We start from the raw sequence: 509 nt of genomic DNA, 5'->3' as shown, positions 1-509 counted from the left end.
TTGGCGCCCGTACCGCAAACCGACACAGGTAGGTGAGGAGAGAATCCTAAGACCAGCGGAAGAATTGTTGTCAAGGAACTCGGCAAATTGACTCCGTAACTTCGGGAGAAGGAGTGCCTGCGCAAGCAGGTCGCAGAGAATAGGCCCAAGCAACTGTTTAGCAAAAACACAGGTCTCTGCTAAAGCGAAAGCTGATGTATAGGGGCTGACGCCTGCCCGGTGCTGGAAGGTTAAGGGGAACACTTAGCGCAAGCGAAGGTGTGAACTTAAGCCCCAGTAAACGGCGGCCGTAACTATAACGGTCCTAAGGTAGCGAAATTCCTTGTCGGGTAAGTTCCGACCCGCACGAATGGCGTAATGACTTGGGCACTGTCTCGACAACAAATCCGGCGAAATTGTATTGCGAGTGAAGATGCTCGCTACCCGCGATTGGACGGAAAGACCCCGTAGAGCTTTACTGCAGCTTAGCATTGAGTTTCGGTATTGTCTGTACAGGATAGGTGGGAGAC

The 509-nt window shown here is 52.3% G+C and carries 1 rRNA gene; it reads left to right on the top strand.

Annotation, left to right across the window (positions count from 1 at the left end):
• Window positions 1–509, top strand: a 23S ribosomal RNA gene (locus P8V03_RS19085); the annotation flags it as partial.

Source organism: Clostridium tanneri, from assembly GCF_033659955.1.
Taxonomy (GTDB): Bacteria; Bacillota; Clostridia; order Clostridiales; family Clostridiaceae; genus Clostridium_AM; species Clostridium_AM tanneri.
The sequence above is the reverse complement of the archived record's forward strand: the minus strand, read 5'-3'. Positions and strand labels throughout refer to the sequence as shown.